Source organism: Clavibacter davisi, assembly GCF_052751415.1.
This window is the reverse complement of record NZ_CP199882.1, coordinates 973,012-993,799: the sequence shown is the minus strand read 5'-3', so window position 1 is coordinate 993,799 and position 20,788 is coordinate 973,012. Positions and strand designations below refer to the sequence as shown.

18 protein-coding genes and 1 tRNA gene are annotated in these 20,788 nt (G+C 74.4%); 2 read left to right on the top strand and 17 right to left on the bottom strand.

Annotated features, from left to right (window positions below):
* Positions 1–2: 2 nt before the first annotated feature.
* A complete protein-coding gene (locus ACU4ZT_RS04795) occupies positions 3–1,928 on the top strand; it encodes an ABC transporter ATP-binding protein (protein WP_445338161.1) in 1,926 nt (641 codons plus the stop codon).
* A gap of 3 nt (positions 1,929–1,931) precedes the next feature.
* Here the strand turns inward: ACU4ZT_RS04795 and ACU4ZT_RS04790 are convergent, their stop codons facing one another.
* From ACU4ZT_RS04790 to ACU4ZT_RS04720, 15 genes are all read right to left on the bottom strand, one after another.
* On the bottom strand, positions 1,932–2,297 hold the full coding sequence (locus tag ACU4ZT_RS04790) for a DUF2834 domain-containing protein (RefSeq protein ID WP_445338160.1): 366 nt from the start codon (positions 2,295–2,297) through the stop codon (positions 1,932–1,934).
* Positions 2,298–2,324: 27 nt separating this feature from the next.
* Complete coding sequence (locus ACU4ZT_RS04785; protein WP_063072037.1) at positions 2,325–3,143, bottom strand: TrmH family RNA methyltransferase; 819 nt, start codon at positions 3,141–3,143, stop codon at positions 2,325–2,327.
* Complete coding sequence (locus ACU4ZT_RS04780) at positions 3,143–4,624, bottom strand: NAD-dependent succinate-semialdehyde dehydrogenase (protein WP_270979043.1); 1,482 nt, start codon at positions 4,622–4,624, stop codon at positions 3,143–3,145. The genes ACU4ZT_RS04785 and ACU4ZT_RS04780 overlap by 1 nt, the downstream gene beginning before the upstream one ends.
* A gap of 99 nt (positions 4,625–4,723) precedes the next feature.
* Positions 4,724–5,314, bottom strand: coding sequence for an isochorismatase family protein (locus ACU4ZT_RS04775; protein ID WP_445338158.1), 591 nt, complete (start codon positions 5,312–5,314; stop codon positions 4,724–4,726).
* A 64-nt stretch (positions 5,315–5,378) separates the two neighbouring features.
* A complete protein-coding gene (gene dacB / locus ACU4ZT_RS04770; protein ID WP_414763125.1) occupies positions 5,379–6,875 on the bottom strand; it encodes a D-alanyl-D-alanine carboxypeptidase/D-alanyl-D-alanine endopeptidase in 1,497 nt (498 codons plus the stop codon).
* 185 nt (positions 6,876–7,060) lie between these two features.
* Positions 7,061–7,136 (bottom strand) — tRNA-Thr (locus tag ACU4ZT_RS04765).
* Between the two features lie 85 nt (positions 7,137–7,221).
* Entirely contained in the window at positions 7,222–8,736 is a 1,515-nt protein-coding gene (locus tag ACU4ZT_RS04760; RefSeq protein WP_254654540.1) for an alpha/beta hydrolase, read from the bottom strand.
* A gap of 98 nt (positions 8,737–8,834) precedes the next feature.
* Positions 8,835–10,040: a DNA polymerase III subunit delta' gene (locus tag ACU4ZT_RS04755; RefSeq protein ID WP_445338155.1), complete on the bottom strand. Its 1,206-nt coding sequence runs from the start codon at positions 10,038–10,040 to the stop codon at positions 8,835–8,837.
* Positions 10,037–10,672: a dTMP kinase gene (tmk, locus tag ACU4ZT_RS04750; RefSeq protein ID WP_445338153.1), complete on the bottom strand. Its 636-nt coding sequence runs from the start codon at positions 10,670–10,672 to the stop codon at positions 10,037–10,039. Before tmk ends, ACU4ZT_RS04755 begins: the two co-directional genes overlap by 4 nt.
* On the bottom strand, positions 10,669–13,638 hold the full coding sequence (gene topA / locus ACU4ZT_RS04745) for a type I DNA topoisomerase (protein WP_445338151.1): 2,970 nt from the start codon (positions 13,636–13,638) through the stop codon (positions 10,669–10,671). The genes tmk and topA overlap by 4 nt, the downstream gene beginning before the upstream one ends.
* A gap of 326 nt (positions 13,639–13,964) precedes the next feature.
* On the bottom strand, positions 13,965–14,342 hold the full coding sequence (locus ACU4ZT_RS04740; RefSeq protein ID WP_445338149.1) for an Rv3654c family TadE-like protein: 378 nt from the start codon (positions 14,340–14,342) through the stop codon (positions 13,965–13,967).
* The gene (locus ACU4ZT_RS04735; protein ID WP_063072030.1) at positions 14,332–14,730 is read right to left on the bottom strand and encodes a TadE family type IV pilus minor pilin; all 399 of its coding nucleotides are present in this window, start codon (positions 14,728–14,730) and stop codon (positions 14,332–14,334) included. The genes ACU4ZT_RS04740 and ACU4ZT_RS04735 overlap by 11 nt, the downstream gene beginning before the upstream one ends.
* The gene (locus ACU4ZT_RS04730) at positions 14,727–14,918 is read right to left on the bottom strand and encodes a DUF4244 domain-containing protein (protein ID WP_414763122.1); all 192 of its coding nucleotides are present in this window, start codon (positions 14,916–14,918) and stop codon (positions 14,727–14,729) included. The genes ACU4ZT_RS04735 and ACU4ZT_RS04730 overlap by 4 nt, the downstream gene beginning before the upstream one ends.
* Before the next feature lie 391 nt (positions 14,919–15,309).
* A complete protein-coding gene (locus ACU4ZT_RS04725) occupies positions 15,310–16,317 on the bottom strand; it encodes a type II secretion system F family protein (RefSeq protein WP_445338146.1) in 1,008 nt (335 codons plus the stop codon).
* Positions 16,314–17,321, bottom strand: a complete 1,008-nt coding sequence (locus ACU4ZT_RS04720) for a TadA family conjugal transfer-associated ATPase (RefSeq protein ID WP_445338144.1) — start codon at positions 17,319–17,321, stop codon at positions 16,314–16,316. Before ACU4ZT_RS04720 ends, ACU4ZT_RS04725 begins: the two co-directional genes overlap by 4 nt.
* A gap of 673 nt (positions 17,322–17,994) precedes the next feature.
* On the opposite strand from ACU4ZT_RS04720, the gene acs reads away from it, so the two are divergent.
* Complete coding sequence (gene acs / locus ACU4ZT_RS04715; RefSeq protein ID WP_445338142.1) at positions 17,995–20,034, top strand: acetate--CoA ligase; 2,040 nt, start codon at positions 17,995–17,997, stop codon at positions 20,032–20,034.
* Positions 20,035–20,108: 74 nt separating this feature from the next.
* On the opposite strand, the gene ACU4ZT_RS04710 is transcribed toward acs, so the two are convergent.
* Both ACU4ZT_RS04710 and ACU4ZT_RS04705 read right to left on the bottom strand, forming a co-directional pair.
* Entirely contained in the window at positions 20,109–20,573 is a 465-nt protein-coding gene (locus ACU4ZT_RS04710; protein ID WP_063072028.1) for a RidA family protein, read from the bottom strand.
* Complete coding sequence (locus tag ACU4ZT_RS04705) at positions 20,573–20,755, bottom strand: Sp36 family protein (protein ID WP_063072027.1); 183 nt, start codon at positions 20,753–20,755, stop codon at positions 20,573–20,575. Before ACU4ZT_RS04705 ends, ACU4ZT_RS04710 begins: the two co-directional genes overlap by 1 nt.
* Positions 20,756–20,788 lie beyond the last annotated feature (33 nt).

Below are 20,788 nucleotides of genomic sequence, written 5' to 3'. Positions count from 1 at the left end.
GCATGAGCACCGCCCGCCCCTCCACCGCCGCCCCGCGCGCCCGGTCCCGCAACCCGTTCGCGCGCCGCGACTCCGCCGACGACGGGCCCCGCGCGCGCTTCTCGGAGCTGCTGCCCTACATCCTCGAGCAGCGCGGGCTGATGGCCTTCGTCATCGTGCTCAGCGTGCTCGGCGCGGCCGCCAGCCTCGGCCAGCCGCTCCTCGTGCAGCGCGTGGTGGGCGTCGTGCAGGCGGGCGGCGCGCTCGGCGCCCTCGTGTGGGCGCTCGTCGGCCTCGTCGTCGTGTCCGGGCTCCTCTCCGGCTACCAGCACTACCTGCTGCAGCGGATGGGCGAGGGCATCGTCCTCTCGTCGCGCCGCACGCTCGTGCGCCGCATCCTCCGCCTCCCCATCTCCGAGTTCGACACGCGCCGCACGGGCGACCTGGTCTCCCGCGTCGGCTCCGACACCACGCTCCTCCGCGCGGTCCTCACGCAGGGACTCGTCGAGGCGATCGGCGGCGCCGTCACGTTCCTCGGCGCGATCATCGCGATGTTCATCATCGACCCGGTGCTCCTCGGCCTCACCGTGCTGGTCGTCGCCGTCTCGGTCGTCGCGGTCGTGGGCCTCTCCGGCCGGATCCGCGTCGCCAGCCAGCGCGCGCAGCGCAAGGTCGGCGACCTGGCCGCGAGCGTGGAGCGGGCCATCGGCGCGATCCGCACCGTGCGCGCGAGCAACGCCACCGACCGCGAGATCCGCACCATCGAGGCCGACGCCGAGGGCGCGTGGGAGATGGGCATCAAGGTCGCGAAGGCGTCGGCCGTGGTGGTGCCGATCGCGGGCATCGCCCTGCAGGCGTCGTTCCTCGTGGTGGTCGGCGTGGGCGGGTTCCGCGTCGCGTCGGGTGCCATCGCGGTGGGCGACCTCGTGGCGTTCATCCTCTTCCTGTTCCTCATGATCATGCCGCTCGGCCAGGCGTTCGGCGCCGTGACCGCCGTGAACCAGGCGCTCGGCGCGCTCGGCCGGATCCAGGAGATCGTGAAGCTGCCCGTCGAGACCGACGGCGACGCGGAGCTCGCCGGCCGCCTCCGCGACGACGCGCCCGCCGCGGACGACCGCGCCGACGCGCCCGCCGTGGAGCTCGTGGACGTGCGGTTCGCCTATCCGGTGGCGGCCTCGGCCGACGGCGAGGACGGCGAGGACGGCGCATCCTCCGCGAGCGGATCCGGCGCCGACGACGACGCCGCACCCGGCGCCGACCGCACCGGCGGCGGCGTCCTCCAGGGCATCAGCTTCCGTGCCGAGCGGGGCACGCGGATCGCGCTCGTCGGCCCGTCAGGCGCGGGCAAGAGCACGATCCTCGCGCTCATCGAGCGCTTCTACGACCCGACCTCCGGCGTCGTGCGCGTCGGCGGCCGCGACATCCGGGCTCTCGACCGCGAGGACCTGCGCCGCCAGATCGGCTACGTCGAGCAGGACGCCCCCGTGCTCGCCGGCACGCTGCGCGAGAACCTCACGCTCACCGCGTTCGACGCGACCGACGAGGACTGCGTGAAGGTCCTGCATGCCGTCAACCTCACGGAGGTGCTCGCCCGCAACGAGCTCGGCCTCGACGCGCCCGTCGGCGAGGACGGCATCATGCTCTCCGGCGGCGAGCGCCAGCGCCTCGCGATCGCGCGCACCCTGCTCTCCGCGCCGCCGATCCTGCTGCTCGACGAGTCGACGTCCAGCCTCGACGGCCTCAACGAGCAGCTGCTCCGCAAGGCCATCGACGCGGTCGCCGAGCACCGCACCCTCATCGTCATCGCGCACCGGCTCTCGACCGTCGTCGACAGCGACCTCATCGTCGTCGTCGAGAAGGGCCGCGTGGTCGGCACGGGCACGCACGCGGAGCTCGTCGTCTCGACGCCGCTGTACCGCGACCTCGCGAAGCACCAGCTGCTGGTGTAGCGCTCAGGTCGTCTCCGGGCGTCCCGCCGCGGCCAGGTGCATCTCCCGCGCTGCGAGGAACACCGGCAGCGCGACGGCGAACGCCACGAGCGGCGCGAGCAGCACGTAGATCCACACCCGCCGCATCCGGAGCCGGCGCCCCTCCACGATGATGAAGGTGACGCTCGCGACCGCGGCGATCAGCAGGTCCCACGACAGCGACGACACGGCCGGGCCGCCCGCGCCGAGGTCGGCGAGGAAGTCGCGGCCCTCCGTCATCACGCGGATGTTCGCCGACCAGGTGAGCACGAGGCCGGCCGCCGCGAGGACGAGGTAGACGACGGCGAGGCGCGTGGGGCGGCGGCGGCGGCGTGCGGATCGTGCGGGCATCGGGACCTCCTGGTGGCTGACGCCAGGCTAGGCGCTGGCCGGGGACGCCGTGAGCGCGTACAGCGCCACCGCGCTGGCGGCGGCGACGTTCAGCGAGTCGATGCCGTGCGCCATCGGGATCCGGACGACCGTGTCGGCCGATGCGATCGCCTCCGCCGAGAGCCCCGGCCCCTCCGAGCCGAGCACGATGGCGAGCCGCTCGTGCGCGTCGGCGCGGAAGTCCCGCAGCGAGACCGCATCCGGCGTGAGGGCGAGCGCGGCGACGTGGAAGCCGGCGTCGGCGAGCGCCTGGCGCGTCTCCGGCCACTCCCCCGCGCGGGTCCACGGCACCTGCAGCACGGTGCCCATGCTCACGCGGATGGCCCGGCGGTAGAAGGGATCCGTGCAGCGCGGCGTCACGAGCACGGCGTCCGCCCCGATCGCGCCGACCGAACGGAAGATGGCGCCGACGTTCGTGGGATCCACGACGTCCTCGAGCACGACGACCCGCCGTGCGTCCGCGAGCAGCGACGCGACCGACCGCAGGGGCGGCCGGTCGAGCGACGCGACGACCCCGCGATGGAGCACGTACCCGGTGAGCTCCGCGAGCAGCTCCCCCGGTCCCGTGAACACGGGCACGTCCCGGTCGCCCACGAGCGCCAGGGCCTCGTCGACCGTGCCGCCGAGCGCGAGCACGGACCGCGGCGCGTGCCCCGCCCGCAGCGCCCGCTCGAGCACGAGCGCCGACTCCGCCAGGTAGATCCCGTGGCCCGCGCCCTCCGCCTTCCGGAGTGCGACGTCGGTGCGGTGGCTGTAGTCGGCGAGCCGCGGATCCGCGAGGTCCGTGACCTCGACGACGTGCGCCACTAGCCGGCGAACGGGTCGGGCGTGAGCGTGTACTTCGTGTCCAGGTACTCGTGGATGCCCTCGAGCCCGCCCTCGCGGCCGAGCCCGGACTGCTTCACGCCGCCGAACGGCGCCGCCGCGTTGGAGATGACGCCCATGTTGAGGCCCGTCATGCCCGTCTCGAGCCGCTCGATCATCCGCTGGCCGCGCGCGAGGTCGCGCGTGAAGACGTACGAGACGAGGCCGAACTCGGTGTCGTTGGCGAGGCGCACGGCGTCGTCCTCGTCGTCGAACGGCACGATCGCGACGACCGGGCCGAAGATCTCCTCGCGCAGGATGTCGCTGCCCTCGACGACCCCGGTGAGGAGCGTCGGCGGGTAGAAGTGCCCGGCGCCGTCGCGGGGCTCGCCGCCCGCGCGCACGTCCGCCCCGCGCTCCACGGCGTCGCGCACGAGCCGGTCGGCCTTGTCGACGGCGCGGCCGTCGATGAGCGGCCCCACGGTCACGCCCTCCTCGGTGCCGCGCCCGATCCGCATCGCGTCGATGCGCTCCCGGAGGCGGTCGGCGAACGCGTCGGCGATCGAGGCCTGCACGATGAAGCGGTTGGCGGCGGTGCACGCCTGCCCGACGTTGCGGAACTTGGCCGCCATGGCGCCCTCCACGGCCTTGTCGAGGTCCGCGTCCTCGAACACCACGAACGGCGCGTTGCCGCCCAGCTCCAGCGACACCCGCAGCACGTTCTCGGCCGCCTGCGCGCCGAGCTGGCGCCCGACGGGCGTCGATCCCGTGAAGCTCAGCTTGCGCAGCCGCGGGTCGGCGATGAGCGGGCCGGTGACGCCCGCGGCGTCCGTGGTGGGGATCACGTTGAGCACGCCCGCCGGCAGCCCCGCCTCGGCGAGCAGCTCGGCGAAGCGCAGCGTGGTGAGCGGCGTGAGGTCGGCCGGCTTGATCACCACGGTGCAGCCCGCGGCGAGCGCCGGCGCGATCTTGCGGGTCGCCATGGCGAGCGGGAAGTTCCACGGGGTGATGAGGAGGACCGGGCCGACCGGGTGCTGCGACACGATCATGCGACCGGTGCCCTCGGGGTTGACGCCGTAGCGGCCCGTGATGCGCACGGCCTCCTCGGAGAACCAGCGGAGGAACTCGCCGCCGTACGTCACCTCGCCGAGCGACTCGGCGAGCGGCTTGCCCATCTCCAGCGTCATGAGGAGGGCGAACTCGTCCTTGCGCTCCTGCAGGAGGTCGAAGGCCCGGCGCAGGATCTCGCCCCGTACGCGCGGCGCGGTCGCGGCCCACTCCCGCGCGGCGTCCACCGCGGCGTCGAGCGCGCGCATGCCGTCGGCCGGACGGGCGTCGGCGACCCGGGCGATGACCTCGTCGGTGGCGGGATCCCGCACATCGAACCTCGCGCCGCCCTCGGCGTCGACGCGGTCGCCGCCGATCAGCAGCGCGGTGGGCGTGCCGGCCAGGAGGTCGGTCTCGGACGGGGTGGATGCGGTCATGCTGTCCTCGCTTCTGCGTCGTGCGTGTGCGTGTGCGTGTGCTGCTGCCTGTGCGTGCGGCCGCCCGTGCGTGCGTGCGTGCCCGTGCGCGCGTGCCCGTCAGTCGGCGGGACCGGACACGATCTGCGCGCCCGCATCGCGCAGGCGCTCGAGAGCCGCGGTGCTCGTGGCCGGGGCGACGCCCGCGACCAGGTCCGCGAGCACGCGCACCCGCTTCCCCTGGTGCACGGCGTCGAGCGCCGAGGCGAGCACGCAGTAGTCGGTCGCGATGCCCGCCACGTCGATGTCGGTCACGTCGTGGAGCACGAGGAGGTCCGCGAGCGGCACGCCGTCCTCCGTGGTGCCCTCGAAGATCGAGTAGGCGGGAGCCCCCTGCCCCTTGCGGAGGTGGAAGTCGACCGCCGTCACGTCGAGATCCGGGTGGTACTCCGCGCCCGTCGTGCCCTGCACGCAGTGCTCCGGCCAGGTGGTCGAGAAGTCGGGCACCATGCCCGCGGCCGCGAAGTGCCCGCCGTTGCCGCCCGTGGCCTCATGCCAGTCGCGCGACGCGAAGACGTGGTCGTACCGGTACGGCTCGTCGGCGAGGAGGCGGGTGATCCCGCGGGCGACGTCGCCGCCGCCGTCGACGCCCAGGGCGCCGCCCTCCGTGAAGTCGTTCTGCACGTCGATGATGAAGAGCGCTCGGCTCATGCGCCGCTCCTTCCCCGGGCGATGCCCGATGCCGTGGATCCGCCGCCCGGGACCGGGCCGCGCGTCACTCGTCCCCCAGGTCCGCTCCGCAGCGGTACGCGCCGGCCGCGAGCGCGTCGAGCGCGACCTTCGCGTTCCCCGTCACGTTCCCGATCGCGTAGAAGGCGAAGGTGAGCTTGGTGCCGTCGGCCGCGTCGATGATGCCCGCGAGCGTGTAGCCCGTGTCGATCCAGCCGGTCTTGGCGACGATGTGCCCGCGCGCGACGGCGCTGTCCCCGGTGAAGCGGCTGGCCAGGGTGCCCGTCTTGCCCGCGACCGGCAGCCCGTCGTGCAGGTAGCCGAGCGCCTTCTGCCGCTGGTCGACCTGGATCATGAGCTGGGCCAGCAGGGACGGGGGCACGCGGTTGTCGGGGCTGAGGCCCTGCCCGTCGACGATGGTGAGGCTCGACGTGTCGAGGCCGTACGCCTGCAGCGCCTTCGGGATGCCCTGGGCCAGCGACTGCTGCGTGCTCCCGGCGCCCACCTCGATGGACACGAGGCGCGCGAGCGACTCGGCGAGGACGTTGTCCGAGTTGATGAGGGCGGTCTGGATGAGCGACGACACCGGCTGCGACTCGACCTTGCCGAGCACCGCGGCGCCCGCGGGGGCGGTGCCCTGGGTGACCTGCGCGGATCCGCCCAGCATGGAGCGGAACGTGCTGCCGACGCGCGCCAGCGGATCCTCGCTGCGGGCGGACACCACGGCCCCCGGGTCGGCGCGGTCGGCGTCGAGCTGGAGCGGCGTCATGAAGCTGGAGTAGCCGGCCTGCCGTTCGGTCGCGGCCCACGAGGGAGCCCAGGTCTCGCCGGAGAACAGGGACGTGTCCAGCACGATGCGGGTGATGGGGGTGCCGGCGGTGGCGGGATCCGCCGCCCACGCCGTGCGGACCTGCTGCGCGAGGTCGCTGAGGCGGGGCGCGCCGGGGTAGACGGAGCTGCCGCTCGTGAGGCGCGACAGCGTGGGGTCGCCGCCGCCGACCAGCACGACGGTGCCGGGCTCGGCGCCGCGCACGACCTTGGTGGTGATGCGCCGATCCGGTCCGAGGGCGGCGAGGGCGGCGGCCGAGGTGATGACCTTCATGACGCTCGCGGTGCGCTCCGGCGTGCCGCCGTTCCGGTCGAACAGGACGCGGCCGGTCGCGGCGTCGCGGACCTGGCCTTCGAAGGTGGCGAGCCGCGGATCCTGCGCGAGGGAGGAGAGGGAGCACATGCGGAGGTCGCGGGCGGCGGGCGGGCTCGCCGGTGCCGGCCGCGCCGGGGCGACCGAGGGCGTGGGGCTCGGCGTGGGCGTGGGATCCGCGGTGGCCGCGGTGTCCGCGACGCTCGCCGAGGCGCTGCCCGCCCGGCCGGTGGCCGCTCCCGCGCCCACGGCGCCCGCCGCGAGGAGCGCGACGACGGCCACGACGGCCGTCACCCGACCGGTGCGCCGGCGGCCAGGACGGAGCGCGGCACGCCGCGAGGTGGGAGCCGTCGCGCCGCGGTCCGCGCGCGGGGCGTCGGGGCCGTCGGCTTCGGATCGCATGGGGCCATGTTAGACGGCGCCGTGGTGGGCTCCCCCTGCGTCCGTCCTGCGCCGCGGAACCGGAGGTGCGCCTCCCTGGGGAGGGACGCCGCCGGATCGCATGGACCCGGTGCACGGCAGGATGCCGGTGCGGATCGCCGCCCGGCGGACGGTGCGGATGGGGCGCGGGTGCGCGATGACGCGCGTGGAGCCGCCTGTCAGAATCGAACTGACGACCTTCTCATTACGAGTGAGATGCTCTACCGACTGAGCTAAGGCGGCCCGGCCCGGACTCAGCGAGTACCGGGCACGAATAGAGAGCATACCGGATGCCGAGGGGCCTCCCGTCCACCGAGCGGCTCCGCCGTCACCCGCAGGTGGTGCCGTCCGCGGGCGGATCGCCGCCGAGCAGGTACCCGTCCACGGCCGCCACGATGCAGGGATCGCGCTCGTCGTAGGCGATGTGCCCCTCGCCGCGGTAGGTCAGGAGCACGCCCGACGACAGCTGGCCCGCGAGCGCCTGGGCCCAGGAGTACGGCGTGGCCGGGTCCCCCGTCGTGCCGACCACGACGATGGGCGCGGCGCCCTCGGCCGTCACGGGCGCCGGCGCCTGCCGGGCCGCGTACGGCCAGTTGGCGCAGATGGGGTCCGGCTCGGCGTCGCGGGAGGTGTCGGGATCGGCGAGCTCGCCCTGCGCCGAGCGGATCTCGCGCGCCTCGGTCGCGAGCACCGACGGGTCGCGCTCGACGGGGTGGTCGACGCACTGGATGGCGAGGAAGGCCTCGAAGTAGTTGCCCCGGTAGGTGCCGTCCGGGTTCCGCCCGAAGTAGTTGTCGGCGAGCGCGAAGGCGGTCGACGGATCCCCCTGCATCGCCTGCGTGAACGCCGTCGTGAGGGCGGGCCACTGCCGCTCGCTGTACAGGGCCGAGTCGATGGCGCTGCGCATGACCGCACGGTCGAGCTGGCGCCCGTCGCGGGCGCGCACCGGGCTCTCGTCGAGCGTGGTGAGGAGCGACGCGACCATGCCGATGCCGTCGTCGACGGATCCGCTGAACGGGCAGCCGCTCCCGGCCAGGCAGGCCGCCATGTAGGCCTCGAAGGAGTCGCGGAAGCCCGTCGTCTGCGCGAGCACCACGTCGAAGGAGCTGGCGGCGGGATCCGTCGCCCCGTCGAGCACCATGCGTCCGACGTGCGCCGGGAAGTCCTGGGCGTACTGGGCGCCGATGCTCGTGCCGTACGAGTACCCGAGGTAGTTCAGCCGCGGATCGCCCACGAGCGCCCGCAGCATGTCGAGGTCGTGGGCCGTGCTGCGGGTGTCGATGAACTCGAGCAGGTCCCCGGAGCGTGACGCGCAGGAGGCGGCGAAGTCCTTCGACGCCTGGGTCAGCTCGTCGTCGGCCTGCGGGCTGCCGGGGGCGGCGTCCGTCTCCTGGTAGAGCAGGGCGTCGAGCTGGGGGTCGTCCACGCAGTCGACCGCGGTGGAGGCGCCGACGCCGCGCGGATCCCAGCCGACGATGTCGTAGCCGTCCTGCAGAGCGCGCGAGGTGGCGGAGTCGACGCCCGACTTCACGAAGTCGACGCCGGACGCGCCGGGGCCACCGGGGTTGACGAACAGCGATCCGCGTGGCTCGCCCGATCCGCGCGCCGTGTGCCGCACGAGCGCGAGCTGGATGTCCTTCGCGGGGTCGGGAGCCGACCAGTCGAGGGGCGCCGTGGCCGTCGTGCACTGGGCGCCGTCCTCGCACGGCGACCACTGCAGCGTCTGGTCGTAGTACCTCGCGAGATCGGGGGCGACCTCCTCTGCCGTGGGGCTGGAAGTGGCGCTGCGGGGCGCGGGGATGCCGAAGGCGCCGCAGCCGCTGAGGACGAGGACGCCGATCACGAGGGCGGCGACCGCGGTGGCAGCGCGACGCGCGGTCCGACGCCGACCCTGGGCGCGGGCTTCCCGGTCGCGGGGCCCGACCGGACGCGGGCGCCGCATCATGACCGGCCCGCCGTCCGCGTGCGCGTGAGGGAGACCAGCATCGCCTCCAGCGCGAGGGCCGGCGAGACGTTGCCGTCGATGCGCCGTCGGGCGACCGCGACCGCGTCGAGCACGGCGAGGGAGGCGGCGGCGGATCCGGCGGCGGCCGCCTCGGCGATGCGCGGTGCGATCGCCTCGTTCACGGCCGGCAGGTCGGCGCCGAGCTGGTGGAGCAGCACGTCGCGGTGGAGGGACATGAGGTCGACGAGGATCCGGTCGATGCCGTCGCGGAGGCTCCGCGTGGCGCGCCGCTTCTGGTCCTCCTCGAGCTGCCGGATCTGCGAGCGCAGCTGCGGGGGGATCGACCCGCCCTCCTGCACGCCGAGCGAGCGCAGCGCGCGCTCGCGCTCGTCGGCGTCGCGCTGGACGGTGAACGCCTTCGCGTCCTGACCGGCCAGCTCCAGCAGGGCGCCGGCGGCCCGCACGGCGTCGCCGACGGTGCGGATCCCCAGGGCGAGCTCCAGCGTGCGGCTGCGGCGCTCGCGCGCCTCGGCGTCGGTGGCGAGGCGGTGCGCCATCCCGATGTGGCTCTGCGCCTCGCGGGCTGCCCGGGTGGCCGTCGCCCGGTCGACGCCGTCCCGGCGCTGGATGAGCGCGGCGACGTCCTCGACGGACGGGATCCGCAGCCGCACGCTGCGCACGCGCGAGCGGATCGTGGGGATGAGGTCGGCCTCGCTGGGGGCGCAGAGGATCCAGATGGTGCGCTCCGGCGGCTCCTCGAGCGCCTTGAGCAGGAGGTTGGAGGTGCGCTCGGTCATGCGGTCGGCGTCCTCGACGACCATGACCCGGTAGCGGCCGACCGACGGCGAGTACTGCGACGACGTGACCAGGGCGCGCACCTCGTCGATGGCGATGATGACCCGCTCCGTCGCGAGGACGCCGAGGTCGGGGTGGCTGCGCGCGGCGACCTGGCGGGCCGTCGCCGCGTCGCCCTCGGGCGTGCCGTCGCTGAGCAGCGCGGTGGCGAAGGCGTAGGCGAGGTTCGACCGGCCGGACCCGGGCGGCCCGGTGATGAGCCAGGAGTGCGCCAACGCGGTGCCGGCGGCGTCGCGGGCGGTCGCGCGGGGGCTGCTCGCGGCGGCGAGGAGGGCCACCGCCTCGGACTGCCCGGTGAGGTCGGCCCAGATGGCGCGCCCGTCGGGTGCGGTGACGACGCCGCTCACGCGGGGGCCCCCGCACGGAGCAGCACGGCGACCCGTGCGCGGATGCGCTCGGCGATCTCCTCGCGAGGCGACGACGCGTCGACGACGAGGAACCGGTCGGGCTCGGCGTCGGCGAGGGCGAGGAACGCGTGGCGCACGCGCTCGTGGAAGTCCGCCCGCTCGGACTCGAGCCGGTCGAACCGCGTGCGGGCGGCATCGAGACGCGCGCGTGCGGACGCCTGGTCGAGGTCGAGGAGCACGGTCAGGTCCGGGAGGAGGCCCTCGGCCGCCCAGAGCGACAGGCTCCGGACCTCCCGGGCGTCGAGGACGCGGCCCGCGCCCTGGTAGGCCACGGACGAATCGAGGTACCGGTCCTGCAGCACCACGGCCCCGCGCTCGAGCGCTGGGCGCACGACCGCGTCGACGTGGTGCGCGCGGTCGGCCGCGTAGAGGAGCGCTTCCGCTCGCGGGGCGATGTGGCCCCGCCGATGGAGGACGATCTCCCGGATCTCGGCCCCCAGCTCCGTGCCGCCCGGCTCGCGCGTGGGGACGACCTCCTGGCCCTGCTCCTCCAGCCACGTGCGCAGGAGCGCCGACTGCGTGGACTTGCCCACGCCGTCGCCGCCCTCCAGGGTGATGAAGACGCCGGTCACGTCGCGTCGGATGCCGCCGCGGCGGCCGCGGCCCTGTTCGCGGCCCGGGTGGCAGCAGCCTTGGTGGCGGCAGCCGATCGGGTCGCCGACGTCGTCTTGGCGGCGGTGGTCGACTTCGCAGCCGTGGTCGACTTCGCAGCCGTGGTCGACTTCGCGGCTGCCGGTGCCTTGGCCTTCGCGGGAGCCTTGGCCTTCGCGGGAGCCTTCGCCTTGGCCTTGGCGGGCGCCTTGGCCTTCGCCTTGGGCTTGGCCGGCCCCTTCGCCCGCTTGTCCGCGAGCAGCTCGACCGCCCGGTCGAAGTCGATGTCCTCGACGGACTCGCTCTTCGGGATGGTGGCGTTGGTCTCGCCGTCGGTGACGTAGGGCCCGAAGCGGCCGTCCTTGACCTTGATGCCCTTGCCGCTCACCGGGTCCGCGTCGAACTCCTTCAGCGCGCTCGACGGTCGGCGTGCGCCGTACTTGGGCTGCGCGAAGACCTCGAGGGCACCCGGGAGGTCGATCTCGAAGATCTGCTCCTCGCTCGTGAGCGACCGCGAGTCCGTGCCCTTCTTGAGGTACGGGCCGTACTTCCCGTTCTGGGCGGTGATGGGCGTCGCGGTCTCCGGGTCCTCCCCGACGACGCGCGGCAGGTCGAGGAGCCGGAGCGCCGTCTCGAGGTCGACGGTCGCGAGGTCCATGGACTTGAAGATGGACGCCGTGCGCGGCTTGACCGCGGCTGCCTTCTTCGCGGCGGGCTTCTTGGTGGGCGCCTTCGTGGCGGGCGTCGCCGCGGTCGTCGCGGCAGCTGTCTCGAGCACCTCGCCCGTCGCCGGGTCGACGCCGTCGACGGGAGCCGCCGGAGTCTCCTCGGGCTCGGGATCGAGCTCGGTCACGTAGGGGCCGTAGCGACCGTCCTTCGCGACGACCTGCTTCCCGTTCGCCGGGTTGATGCCGATGACGCGGTCGTTGACGACCGGCGCGTCGATGAGCTCGCGCGCCTTGGCGGACGTGAGCTCGTCGGGAGCGAGGTCCTCGGGGAGGTTGACGCGACGAGGCGTCGCGTCGGGCGCCGCGCCCTCCTCGTGCACCTCCAGGTACGGGCCGTACTTGCCGATGCGCAGCGTGATGTCGTCGGCGATGCGCAGGGAGTTGATCTCCCGGGCGTCGATCTCGCCGAGGTTGTCGATGGTGGGACGGAGGCCCTTGTGGGAGTCGTTCCCGTAGTAGAAGCCCTTCAGCCAGTCGACGCGCTCGGCCGAGCCGTCCGCGATGCGGTCCAAGTCGCTCTCCATGCCCGCGGTGAAGTCGTACTGCACCAGCTCGGTGAAGAACTCCTCGAGCAGCCGGACCACCGAGAAGGCGATCCAGTTGGGCACGAGCGCCGTGCCGCGAGGGGTCACGTATCCGCGGTCCACGATGGTGGAGATGATGGCCGCGTACGTGGACGGGCGCCCGATGCCGAGCTCCTCGAGCGTCTTCACGAGGCTCGCCTCCGTGTAGCGCGGCGGCGGGCTGGTCTCGTGGCCCTTGGCGTCGACGTCGACGAGGCGGAGGTCCTGCCCCTTCTTCAGGTCGGGCAGCTTCGCCTCGCGCGGCTCGGCGGTGCCGTGCCGATCCTCGTCGCGACCCTCCTCGTAGGCGGCGAGGAAGCCGCGGAAGGTGATGACGGTGCCCGACGCGGCGAACTCGGCGACCTCGCCCGCGGACGTGGGGCCCGCCGCGATGACGACCGACGCGGTCGATCCCTTCGCGTCCGCCATCTGCGATGCGATGGTGCGCTTCCAGATGAGGTCGTAGAGCTTGTGGTCGTTGCCGCGGAGCGTCGACGCGAGCTGCTGCGGCGTCCGGAAGGTCTCCCCCGCCGGGCGCACGGCCTCGTGGGCCTCCTGCGCGTTCTTGCTCTTGCCCGCGTAGAGGCGCGGCTTGTCCGGCACCGTCTCGGGGCCGTAGAGCTCCGCGGCCTGCTTGCGCGCCGCATTGATCGCCTGCTGCGAGAGCGAAGGCGAGTCGGTGCGCATGTAGGTGATGTACCCGTTCTCGTAGAGCGACTGGGCGACGCTCATCGTCTGGCGAGCGGAGAAGCGGAGCTTGCGGGCCGCCTCCTGCTGGAGCGTGGACGTGGTGAAGGGCGCCGCGGGCCGTCGCGTGTACGGCTTCGACTCGACGCTCTGCACCCGCAGCGGGACGGACGGGTCGCGCAGCGCCTCGGCGAGCGCCTCCGCGGTCGCGGCATCGAGCGGCCGGGAGTCGTTCTTCAGCGCGCCCTTGTCGTCGAAGTCGCGACCGGTGGCGATGCGGGCGCCGTCGATGCGGACTAGCCGGGCGTCGAACGGGAGCTCCTGCTGGAGCGGCGACAGCGACGCGGTCAGGTCCCAGTACGCGGCGGTGACGAAGGCGAGGCGCTCGCGCTCGCGGTCGACGACGAGGCGCGTGGCCGCGGACTGCACGCGACCCGCCGACAGCCCCGGGCCGACCTTGCGCCACAGCACGGGCGACACCTCGTAGCCGTAGAGGCGATCGAGGATGCGCCGGGTCTCCTGGGCGTCGACGAGCGCCGTGTCGATGTCGCGCGTGCTGTCGCGGGCGCGCTCGATGGCCTCCTTGGTGATCTCGTGGAACACCATCCGCTTCACGGGCACCTTGGGCTTGAGGACCTGCAGGAGGTGCCAGGCGATGGCCTCCCCCTCGCGGTCCTCATCCGTCGCGAGGAAGAGCTCGTCGGCGTCCTTCAGGGCGCGCTTGAGGTCGGCCACGGTCTTCTTCTTCTGGTCGCTCACGACGTAGTACGGCTCGAAGCCGTTCTCGACGTCGACGGAGAACTTGCCGAGCGTGCCCTTCTTGAGCTCGGGCGGCAGGTTCTTCGGCTCGATGAGGTCGCGGATGTGGCCGACGGACGCCTGCACCTCGTAGCCGCTGCCCAGGTACTGGCCGATGGTCTTGGCCTTGGCCGGCGACTCGACGATGACCAACTTCTTCGTGCCGGGCACGTGACTCCTTATATATGCGTTCGCGGGGGCCGGTCTCCGGCCCGGGTTGCGGGATGCGTGCCGGCACGGGATGCGCTCCGGGCGACGTGCGGCGGGGTCCCCGACAAGGCACACCATACACACGAGCACCGACCGTGCACCTAATCCCGGAGACGGTCGGACACGGCGTCCGCCGGGCCCCGCACGGACCCTCGGGCGCTTGCCATGCAGCCGTGGGACCGGTCCTCGGGGTGTTCGCGCTGGTGCTCCTCGCGGGTGCGTTCGGCGCCGTGCTGGTGCGGCGGTTCCGTGATGGCGCGGACGGTCGCTGAGGCGCGCGGGGACGATCACGGCGTCGCCCCGGGCACGCCGGCCGCATCGCCCTCGGGCTGCCCCGCCCTCGCCCGGGCGCTGATCGGCACCCCGAACGGAGGGTGCGGGACGCGCACCCGCACGTCGGCCGTCGTCCCGTCCACCGCGCATCCGACGAGCTCGGTGCCCAGCGGGGCCATGAGCTCCCCCGCGGCGTCGCAGGGCGGGCCGCTGACGTACCCCGCGGCCGCGTCCGCCGCAGCGAGCGCGGCGGAGTCCGCCGCGCCCGATGCGATCGCCCGGTCGACCAGGAGCGCCGAGACGGACACCGCGGCGAGCGCGAGAGCCGTCACCGCCCCGAGCAGGCCGACCGCGAGCACGGAGCCGGACCCCGAGTCCTCGTCACTCCTCATCGAGGTCCTCCGACCGCGCGCACCCCCGCGCGTGCACGGCGATGCCGGCCGCGGCCGCGGGAGCGAATCGGCTGGGCGCCGACAGGTCGACGCAGACGTCGTGCCCCGGATGCTCGACCTCGAAGGAGGCGCCGGACGCGGCTCCCTCGATGCGCGCGGCCGCGGTACCCGAGGACTCGCCCCGGCCGAGGCTCCGCGCCGCCTCCTCGGCAGCCGAGGTGAGCGCCACCTGCTGACCCACCGTCTGCACCGCTCCGAGGCACAGGCCCAGGACGAGCACGACAGCGGGGAGCACCACCGCGAGCTCCGCGGCCGCGGCTCCGATGTCCCCGTCCGCGCCGGCGCGCGTCGGCCCGATCGGGTATCGAGGACACGCGACCCGGCTCATCGGTCGTACGTGAGGGCACGCCGGACGAGGTCGAGGAGCATCCCCCGCACCTCGTCGCTCTGCAGGATGACCACGAGCAGCCCGGCGAACGCGACGGCGGCCATGGTCGCGATGGCGTACTCCGCCGTCGCCGCACCGCCGTCCTCGCTGACGCACGCGCGCACGACACGCCGCGCCGCGCGCACCACGCGCATCGCCGCCCGCGACGAGGCGGAAGGGCCTGAGGCGCCCCTGCACGTGCGGCAGGCGGATGCGCCGCCAGCGCCGCCCGACGCCCGCCCCGACGGCCCCGGGCCCGTGGACAAGCCCGAGGCCGCGGACGCTGACCCCGATGCCGCCGACGTCGCCGCCAGCGGCCAGACGGCACGCTCCCCGTCCCCCGTCGCCCCCGCCTCCATGCGCTCCCCGCGCCCCACGACCACCGCTCCACCGCACTCCTCGATCCGAGACATGTCCTTCGCCCTCCCCTGCCCGAGCTCCTGCTCGCGCCGTCCTGATGACGACCGTCCGTCGGTCGCGTGGTCACCATGCCCCGGCGAGGCGGGCGCTGATCCGCGTGCCCGCGGACGGTGGAGTCCGTCACCGCCGGCCGAGTGTTGAGGACACGACCGCCATGAGCATCGGGACGACGCCCACCGCCAGGAAGGCGGGCAGGATGCAGGCTCCGAGGGGGAGCATCAGCCGTGCTCCCAACCGCGCGGCCGCCCGTTCCGCCCACGTGGACGCGTCGCGGCGCGCGCGGTCCGCCTCGCCGCGGAGGAGCACCGCGACGGGCGCTCCCGTCCGGACCGCTGCGGCCGCGACCGTGCGGACGCGCTCGATGTCCGACCCGACGGGCAGGCCGTTCCGTTCGCATGCGATGCGGACCACCGACGTGGCACGTGGGACCGACGAGCCTCCGGCCATGGCCGTCGCCACGAGGTCGAGCACCAGGCCGGGCGCGGGATCGCCGGGCACGGCCGCCCGGACCAGCTTGCCGTTCCAGCGCCAGCCCACGACCACCAGCGAAACGCCGACCACCAGGCAGGCGGCACCGGGCACGGTCGTGAAGAGGATGCGCAGGGGATCGAACCCGAGCCCGGCGGCGAGCAGGAGCCCCGCCGCCGGAAGGAGCAGCACCGTCCGCGCCGTCGCGACGGGTCCGGCGAGCGCCGTGCCCGCGTCCCGCCGCACGCGCCCGACGGCCACCAGGGCGTCCGCGAGCCGCGTGAGCGCCGCGGCGAGGGGAGCACCCGTGCGGTCCGCCACCTCGAGCGCCGTCGCGAGCGCCCGCCAGGACCGGGCGGTGTCGGCATGCCCGGCTGCCTCGTCGCGGGACGCGGCGCAGGCGATGCGCTCCGACAGGCAGAGGGACCGCGACCCGACCGCGACCTCGCGCACGACCGCCTGCACCAGGCCGTCGGACCGCCTCGGCCGTGGACCGGGCGGCGCGAGCTGCTGCCACGCGCGCTCGGGATGCAGGCCGGCGCGGAGGAGCACGGCCAGGCGACGCACCGTCGCGGCGATCTCCTCGACCTCCTCCACGGCGGCGCCGCCCGCAGCGGCCCGGCTCCGCCGCACCCGCCGCGCGAGGGCGGCCCCGATCACGGCGCGCCTCCGCCCGCCGGGTCGTGACCCGCCGCGACGGCCGGACGAGCGGCGCCGCCCTCCCAGCGGACCGGCATGACGCGGAGCCGCCCGTCATGATCCGTCGTGAGCCGACCGGCACCGACCACACGGCGTCCGGACGGCGTGCGCGCCAGGTGCACCACGAGCCCGATCGCGCTGACCGCCTGCCGGGCGATCGCGACCGCATCCATGCCGGCCAGTGCGCCGAGGGCCTCCAACCGCGACGGCACGTCGACGATGCCGTTGGCGTGCAGGGTCCCCGCCCCGCCGTCGTGCCCCGTGTTGAGGGCGCCGAGGAGCTCCCGGATCTCGCCGCCGCGGCACTCCCCCACCACGAGGCGGTCCGGCCGCATCCGCAATGCCTCCCGCACGAGGCGGGGCAGCGGGAGCTCGCCGGCACCCTCGATGTTCGCCTGGCGCGCCTCGAGCGACACCACATGGGGATGTCGGATCCGGAGCTCCGCGACGTCCTCGACGAGCACGATGCGCTCCCGCGGGTCCGCACGCGCGAGCAGCGCGCCGAGCAGCGTCGTCTTCCCGCTGCCGCCGGCACCCGTGATGAGGAGGTTGGTGCGCCGGCGCACGGCCTCCTCCAGGAGCGCGCGACAGCCGGGCGGGAACGCGTCCGCGGCGTCGAGCGCGTCCATGCTCGGGCGCGCACGGGCTGGGAGGCGGATGGACAGCAGCGTGCCGCGCGTGGACACCGGCGGCAGGACGGCGTGGACGCGCATGCCGTCGCCGATGCGCACGTCGACGCAGGGCGCCGCCTCGTCGAGGTGCCGACCGCCCTCGGAGGCGAGGCGGACGGCCAGCGCCCGCACGGCGGGCTCGCCTCCGAGGTCGACGGCCGGGAGGCGCTCGGCGCCGGAACCGCGGTCGACCCACACCTCTCCGTCCCCGTTGACGAAGACGTCGGTCGTGCAGGGGTCCCGGATGAGGCGGGCCAGCGCGCCGAAGGCGTCCGGCGCATGACGCGACCCCACCGCCGCGATCGCTCCGGGCGGGCGGTCCGGCACGAGCGCGCTCGGCCCCGCCCCGGCGTCCGGTCCGGCGTCCGCCCCGGCGTCCGGTCCGGTGCGCGCGCCCGGACGGTACAGCGCGGCACCGGGAGCGGTGCCGTCGGGCGGGACCCGCCTGGGTCGCGGGACGAAGGCCGCGGCCGTCGTCTCCCCGAGCCCGGATGCCGCCCCGCATCCGGACACCGCCTCGGCTGCCGGCCCGCCCGGCGGACCTGCACGCCGTCCCCGCCGCACCGCGACCCCGCCGACGCCCCTCGATCCCCGCTGCTCATCCATGCGCGGAGGCTAGGCACCTGCACCGCGCGGCCTGCGGCGGTCCTGCGTCCCTCGGGACACCGGCACGCGTCCGCGCCTGGGGAGGGAAAGGCCTGAGGAGGGAAGAGGAGAGGGGAGGGAGAGTAGAGAGGGGCGGCGCCCATCGGGGGAACGGGCGCCGCCACGTGACGACGGATCGGGGGAATCCTGCAGTCGTCACACGTCGGACTTGGCCCGACTTCCCCGATCATACGCCGGGCGCCTCCCGCCACGGGAGGGTTGTGCGTGTTCTGGCCGTTCCCACACCGGTCTCCCGGGCAAGGCGCTCCCCCGGAACCCGCCGGCACCGGCTCGAGCACCGCTAACGTGGTGCGCGGAGAGGATGACGATGTCCACGAACCCCGAATCGACCGAGCCCGGATACCCGGCGACCGCCGCGCGCGAACAGGACGAGGAGGGGACGAGGTCGCCCGCCCGCCCTCCTGAGGTCCCCGAGCCCGGCCCCGTGCACCCGCCCACCGAGGCGTTCCGCGCCACCCGCATCGCCGACGAGTCGCTCGCCGAGGCCGCGGCCGCGGACCGGCTCGGCTTCTGGGCCGATCGCGCCCGCGAGCTCGTGACCTGGGAGACGCCGTTCGACACGGTGCTCGACTGGTCGGACGCCCCCGTCGCGCGGTGGTTCCCCGAGGGCCGGCTCAACGTCGCCTACAACTGCCTCGACCGGCACGTGCTCGCCGGGCACGGCGACCGCGTCGCCCTGCACTGGGAGGGCGAGCCGGGCGACACCCGCGACCTCACCTACGCCGACCTCACCGCCGAGGTCAAGCGCGCGGCGAACGCCCTGCTCGGCCTCGGCGTCACGGCCGGCGACCGGGTCGCCATCTACCTCCCGATGATCCCGGAGGCCGTGGTCGCGATGCTCGCCGTGGCGCGCATCGGCGCCGTGCACTCCGTCGTCTTCGGCGGGTTCAGCGCGGAGAGCCTCCGTGCGCGCATCGACGACGCCGCCGCCCGCGTCGTCATCACGGCCGACGGCGGCTGGCGCAAGGGCAAGGTCTTCCCGCTGAAGCCCGCCGTGGACGCCGCGCTCGTGGGATCCGCCGGATCCGTGGAGCACGTCCTCGTCGTGAAGCGCGGCGAGAACGAGGTGGACTGGGACGACGCCCGCGACCTCTGGTGGCACGAGCGCGTCGCCGCCGCCGACCCGGAGCACGAGGCGGAGGCGTTCGAGGCCGAGCACCCGCTCTTCATCCTCTACACGAGCGGCACGACGGGGAAGCCGAAGGGCATCCTGCACACGTCCGGCGGCTACCTGACGCAGGCCGCCTACACGCACCGCAACGTCTTCGACCTGCACCCCGAGTCGGACGTCTACTGGTGCACGGCCGACGTCGGCTGGATCACCGGCCACAGCTACGTCGTCTACGGCCCGCTCGCGAACGGGGCCACGCAGGTCGTCTACGAGGGCACCCCCGACACCCCGGAGCCGGGTCGCTGGTGGGACATCGTGGAGAAGCACGGCGTCACGATCCTGTACGCGGCGCCCACCGCCATCCGCTCCTTCATGAAGACGGGCCGCGGCATCCCGGACGCCCGGGACCTCTCCTCCATCCGCCTGCTCGGCTCGGTGGGCGAGCCCATCAACCCGGAGGCCTGGCGCTGGTACCGCGACGTGATCGGCGGCGGCGACGTGCCCGTGGTCGACACGTGGTGGCAGACGGAGACCGGCGGGATCATGATCTCCCCGCTGCCCGGCATCACCGCGACCAAGCCCGGCTCCGCGCAGACGCCCCTCCCGGGCATCTCCATCGCCGTGGTCGACGACGCCGGCGAGCCCGTCGGCCCCGGCGAGAGCGGCCTGCTCGTGGTGACCGAGCCGTGGCCCGGCATGCTCCGCGGCATCTGGGGCGATCCGGAGCGGTACCGCGAGACGTACTGGGACCGCTTCGGCGACCGGTACTTCGCGGGCGACGGCGCCCGGCTCGACGAGGACAGCGACGTGTGGCTCCTCGGCCGGGTGGACGACGTGATGAACGTCTCGGGCCACCGCCTGTCGACCGCGGAGATCGAGTCGTCGCTGGTCGCGCACCCCTACGTGGCCGAGGCCGCGGTGGTGGGCGCCTCCGACGAGGCGACGGGACAGGCGGTCGTCGCGTTCGTGATCCTCCGCACGGCCTCGGCGAGCGCGCTCGGCGACGAGGACCCGAACGAGGTGCTCCGCACGCACGTGGCCGACCAGATCGGCGCCATCGCGAAGCCGCGGCGCGTGTTCGTGGTGCAGGAGCTGCCGAAGACGCGCTCCGGCAAGATCATGCGCCGGCTCCTCCGCGACGTGGCCGAGGGACGCGCGGTCGGCGACACGACCACGCTCGCGGACACGCAGGTGATGCAGGTCATCAGCGAGCGCATGGCAGCGGGCTGACGCCGGGACGTCGCGGGACGCGAGGAGGGCAGGGTGCGCGCACCCTGCCCTCCTCGCGTCCGTCGGCGCGGCGGCTACTCGACGAGCGCCACCACGAGCTCGACCTCGACGGGCGCTCCGAGCGGCAGCTCGGCGACGCCCACGGCGGAGCGCGCGTGGATCCCCGCGTCGCCGAGGATCTCCCCCAGCACCTCGCTCGCGCCGTTGATCACGCCCGGCTGGCCGGTGAAGCCCTCGGCCGATGCGACGAAGCCCGTGACCTTGACGACGCGCGCGATGCGGTCCAGGCCGCCGGCGGCATCGGCCGCGGCCGCGAGCCCGTTCAGCGCGCAGGTGCGGGCGTGCGCCTTCGCGTCCTCGGCCGACACCTCGGCGCCGACCTTGCCGGTCGCGGCGAGCGCGCCGTCGACGAAGGGCAGCTGGCCGCTCGTGTAGACGAGGCCGCCGTGCACGACGGCGGGGACGTACGCGGCGACGGGCGCCGCGACGGCGGGCAGCTCGATGCCGAGCTCGGCCAGCCGGTCGGCGATGGCGCCCATCAGGCGCCGTGCTCGGCGCCGGCGACCGGACGCTTCATGTACGCGACGAGGCCGCCCTCGGGGCCCGTGACGACCTGCACGAGCTCCCAGCCCTGCGAGCCCCAGGTGTTGAGGATGGCGGCGGTGTTGTGGATCATCAGCGGCGTGGTGAGGTACTCCCACTGCCCGGGCGTTGCGGTCATCTCGGCTCCTTGCCGGTCGGGTCTGGATGCATG